3 protein-coding genes and 1 pseudogene are annotated in these 4,505 nt (G+C 76.8%); 2 read left to right on the forward strand and 2 right to left on the reverse strand.

The window, feature by feature from the left end:
• Positions 1-247: 247 nt before the first annotated feature.
• A complete protein-coding gene (locus EAO70_RS02045; RefSeq protein ID WP_148001318.1) occupies positions 248-1,480 on the reverse strand; it encodes an aminotransferase class I/II-fold pyridoxal phosphate-dependent enzyme in 1,233 nt (410 codons plus the stop codon).
• A gap of 94 nt (positions 1,481-1,574) precedes the next feature.
• Positions 1,575-2,666: pseudogene (locus tag EAO70_RS02050) on the reverse strand (sulfite oxidase); the annotation flags it as partial.
• Between the two features lie 291 nt (positions 2,667-2,957).
• Between EAO70_RS02050 and EAO70_RS37530 the strand changes: the two are divergent.
• Together EAO70_RS37530 and EAO70_RS02060 are read left to right on the forward strand one after the other, a co-directional pair.
• Entirely contained in the window at positions 2,958-3,428 is a 471-nt protein-coding gene (locus EAO70_RS37530) for a GNAT family N-acetyltransferase (protein WP_187283683.1), read from the forward strand.
• 90 nt (positions 3,429-3,518) lie between these two features.
• Positions 3,519-4,367 carry a methyltransferase domain-containing protein gene (locus EAO70_RS02060; protein WP_148001320.1) on the forward strand — a complete coding sequence of 283 codons (849 nt, stop codon included), beginning with the start codon at positions 3,519-3,521 and terminating at the stop codon, positions 4,365-4,367.
• The last annotated feature ends 138 nt before the right edge of the window (positions 4,368-4,505 follow it).

A 4,505-nucleotide genomic window follows, 5' to 3' on the forward strand; every position in this document is an offset into this window, starting at 1 on the left:
GGTACGGGTCCCGTGAGTACGGCTCCCGCGGGTACGGCTCCGGCGGTTCCAGCTCCCGCGGGGGGTGCGGGCGGCGGACCGGAAGGCCGTACGGCGGGCCGGAGGGCCGGGACCGACGGCGCCCCGCACACCGGCTCGGTCTGCGGCCGGACAGCGGCCGGGGCGTGCGCGACGCGGGTCGTCTGCGCCGCGCCCGTGGATGGCTCGGGTCGCTGTCGCTCCGGTCGTCGCGTGACACGGGCCGTGGTCATCGGAGTTCCTCCAGGAAGCGGCCGAACTCCGAGAGTTTCCGGGCCACATGGGGCAGTGTCTCCGGGCTGCTCGTCGCGAGTGTCTCCGCCCGTTCCTCCGCCGTGTCCCCGAGGAACATGCCGGTGCCGAACCTGACGCGCAGGGCGCCGAGTTCGTCGCCGAAGCGGTGGCCGCCGGTCGCCGGGGCGCCGAGGTGCGCGCCGAGGTGGCTCTCCAGTTCCAGGGAGTCGGTGACGCCCCGGGCGGCGAGTCCGGCCCGCAGCGGACCGAGGTCGGCGTACAGGTGGCGGCCGGCCTGCGGCGGCCGCGCGAGGGCGCCCGCGTCGAGCACCGCGCGGTGTGCGGCGGCGGCGAGGCGGCCGTGGACGGTGGCGGCGTGCCGGGCCCGTACGGTGACGTCCTCCGGTTCGTCCAGGGCGTGCGCGGCGGCGGGCGCGACCGGCCCGGGGACGACGGCGCCGAGGGCGGTGAGCACGTCGAGGACGCGGGCCCGGCGGTCGGTCCAGCGGTCGGCGCGGGACGGGTCGGTGGGCGGGAAGCGGGCGACGGCGCAGGGCCAGGCGGCGGGGGTGAGCGCGCCCCCGAGGTCGGAGAGGACGGTGACGTCGTCCGGGCACATCTCGGCCGGGCTGAGGAGCACCGTCTCCTCGGGCCGGTGGCGGGTGTCGCGCCAGGTCTCGTCGCTGATGACGTGCAGCCCTTCGGCGACGGCCGCCTCGCACGCCTCGCGGACGAGTTCGGGCGGGGGGACGGTGGCGGTGGGGTCGTCGGCGACCGAGAGCAGGAGGACCCGCGGGGTGCCGCCCTCGGCGCGGATCCGCCGGACGGTCTCCAGGAGGGCGTACGGGTCGGGGACGCCGCCGGCCTCGGCGGGCGTCGGCACGTGGTACGCCGGGCGGCCGAGGAGGCGGGCCTGCGGGGTCCACCAGGCGGGGCAGGGCCGGGGCAGCAGGAGGTCGCCGCCGTGGGCGGCGATCAGGGCGAGCAGCAGCGCGGGGGCGCCGGGGCCGGCCACGACGTCCTCGGGGTGGGTGCGCAGGCCGCGGCGCCACCAGTAGCCGGCGGCGGCCTCCCGCAGGACGGGGCCGCCGCCGGGCGGTTCGGGGGTGGTCCGCCCGGCGGCGGCGACGAGGAGCCCGGCGAGTCCGGGCAGCACCGGCAGGCCGGTGTCGGGGGCGGGAGGGCCGTAGCGCACCGGGCCGCGGCCTTCCGGAGCCGTCTGCCGCATGTCCCGTACCTCCTGAGGGCGCGGGGGCGCCGGCACGGCACCCCCGTGCCCTTTATACGAAGGTTCGGCCGGTTCCGCCGCTCCAGGCGTCGCTTCAGGCGACGGTCACGGGGTGCCGTACGACGGCGTTGAAGAGGTAGCCCTGGGTGTTGTGGACGGCCCGTTCGGGCTGGGTGTTCCCGGCGGCGTCGGTGGTGCGGGAGAGCAGGGTGGCCGGTCCGGTGGCGCGCGGGAGCCAGGGGGCGCTCCAGCGGACCCAGCCGTCCCGCCGCGGGGTGTCGTGGAGGTGGGCGCGGCGCCAGCGGGCGCCGCCGTCGGTGGACACCTCGACGGTCCGTACGGGGGCGAGGGCGGACCACGCCCTGCCGGTCAGCCGGTGGGGCCGGCCGGCCTCCAGGGTCGCGCCGAAGGGCAGCTGGTAGCCGGACTTGAGCGTCTGGCGGCTGATCGGGGCGCTGCCGCCGGCCGGGTGGGCGTCGCCGAAGAGGCGGTACCAGTCGGTGGACCAGGGCGAGCTGAGCGGGCGGGTGGAGACCTCGATGTCGCCGAGCCACTTGATGGAGGCGATGCCCACCCAGGAGGGGACGACGAGCCGGACCGGGTGGCCGTGGTCGTACGGGAGGGGTTCGCCGTTCATCTCGTACGCGAGGATCGCGTCGTCGAAGGCCTTGGCGACGGGCAGCGGGCGGCGGACCCGGCCGTAGTCGACGCCGCCGGAGACGTAGGGGTCGTCGAGGCCGCGCGGCTGGAGGTCGACGGCGTCGCGGGCGATGCCGGCCCGGCGGAGCACGTCGGCGAGGCGGACGCCACGCCAGCGGGCGGCTCCTACGGCGCCGAGGGTCCAGGCCGTGCCGGTGACCGGCTCGCCCTGCTGGCTGGTGTAGAGGCTGCGGCCGTTCCCGGCGCATTCGATCAGGGCCGTTCGGGTGACCGAGGGCAGGTCCCGGAGCTGTCCGTGGGTGAAGTGGACGGGGCGGCGGCCGTGCAGTCCGTCGCCCCAGACGGTCAGGCGCCAGTCGGCGGCGTCGAGGACCGGGGTGGTGGTGTGGTTGCGGACGAAGAAGCGGTCGACGGGGGTGAGGGGGCCGGTGTCCCCGAAGGCGTCGAAGCGGGCCTCGGCGTTGGTGCCGCGGACGGTGAAGTGGGCGGCGGGGAGGTCCTTGACGATGCCGGGCGCCGCGACCGCGGAGGCGGTGCGCGTCGGGGCCCGTCTCGACGAGGACCTCGGACCGGTCCGGGGCGGTCAGGCGGGTGCGCCAGGTGGCGGTGCGCTCCTCGACGTCCAGGGCTTCCAGGTAGGCGCGGGGGACCAGGTCGCGGTAGGCGGCCCGCCAGGACAGCACGTGCACGGCGGCGATCCCGGCCGCGTCCTCGGGAAGGGCTTCTCGCATCGGCATGGCGCATTGTCGGCCGGGCGGCGCGCCGAGCGCCTCCCTGTTTCCGGGCCCGGGCCCCGCCGTACCGCCCGCTCGCCGCCGTGCACGTGCTGTCCTGGCGGGCCGCCTACCGCGACCTGGTCCCCCGCGCCTACCTGGAAGCCCTGGACGTCGAGGAGCGCACCGCCACCTGGCGCACCCGCCTGACCGCCCCGGACCGGTCCGAGGTCCTCGTCGAGACGGGCCCCGACGGGCGGGTGCGGGCGTTCTCCTGCTTCCGGGCCTGGCCCGGCGAGGAGTTCGACCGGCGGACCACGGCCGAGCTGGCCGCCCTCTACGCCCTGCCCGAGGTGTGGGGCACGGGCGTGGGACGGGCCCTCCTCACCGCGTCCACGGAGGCCCTCGTGGCGCGCGGGTTCCGCACGGTGGCGCTGTGGGTGTTCGCCGGGAACGCCCGGGGCCGCCGCTTCTACGAGGCGGCGGGCTGGCGCCCGGACGGCCAGTTGGCGCGGGAGGAGACGGGCGGCCGCCTCCTGGACGAACTCCGCTACCGGGGAGACCTGTCCAGCTGAGGGCTGTCCATATATCAAGACGCGTATCTCATCATGCGACATCCGTGCGTACGGTGGTGAGCACGCACCCACACCGAGGGAGACGCTCCGATGACGCATGCCTCCACCTCCTCCGCGGACCACGGGACCGCCCACGAGACGGCCGTCTACACGCACGGCCACCACGAGTCGGTCCTGCGCTCGCACAGCTGGCGGACCGCGGCGAACTCCGCCGCCTACCTGCTGCCCTCGCTCTCCGCGGGGCTGGACGTCCTGGACGTGGGCTGCGGGCCCGGCACCATCACCGCCGACCTGGCCGCCCTGGTCGCGCCCGGCCGGGTGACCGCGGTCGACGCGGCCGAGGGGGTGCTGGCGAACGCACGCGCCGTCGCGGCCGAACGCGGCCTGGAGAACGTCCGGTTCGCCGTCGCCGACGTGCACGCGCTGGACTTCCCCGACGACTCCTTCGACGTGGTTCACGCCCACCAGGTGCTCCAGCACGTCGGCGACCCCGTACAGGCACTGCGCGAGATGCGGCGGGTATGCCGCCCCGGTGGCGTCGTCGCGGCCCGCGACAGCGACTACGGCGCCTTCGCCTGGTATCCCGAACGGCCCGCCCTGGACGGCTGGCTGGACCTGTACCACCGGGTCGCCCGCGCCAACGGCGGTGAACCGGACGCGGGGCGGCGGCTGTTCGCCTGGGCGCGGCAGGCGGGCTTCACCGACGTCACGACGAGCGCCGACGCCTGGTGCTTCGCCACGCCCGAGGAGCGGGCCTGGTGGAGCGGCCTGTGGGCGGACCGCACGACGGCCTCCGTCTACGCCGAACTGGCCGTGGGCGGCGGTCACGCGACCGAGGCGGAACTGGCCGGCGTCGCGGACGCCTGGCGGGAGTGGGGTACGCGGGAGGACGCGTGGTTCATGGTCCCGCACGGCGAGATCCTGTGCCGGGTGTCCTGACGGGGCGGCCCTCGGGCGGGGCGCGGCCGGGCCGGCGGCGGCAGGGGACCCACCCGCGTCCTCAGCCCCCGGGTCCGGGGCCCGCGTCCGCCCCGGCGGCCCTCAGGAGATGTCGTGGAACCCGAGGCAGTCCGGGTC

This window comes from Streptomyces sp. adm13(2018), from assembly GCF_008042145.1.
Taxonomy (GTDB): Bacteria; Actinomycetota; Actinomycetes; order Streptomycetales; family Streptomycetaceae; genus Streptomyces.

Excerpts from the sequence above, each read along its gene's own strand:
- EAO70_RS02045 (WP_148001318.1), bottom strand. The coding sequence starts at position 1,480 with ATGCGGCAGACGGCTCCGGAAGGCCGCGGCCCGGTGCGCTACGGCCCT.
- EAO70_RS02060 (WP_148001320.1), top strand. The coding sequence starts at position 3,519 with ATGACGCATGCCTCCACCTCCTCCGCGGACCACGGGACCGCCCACGAG.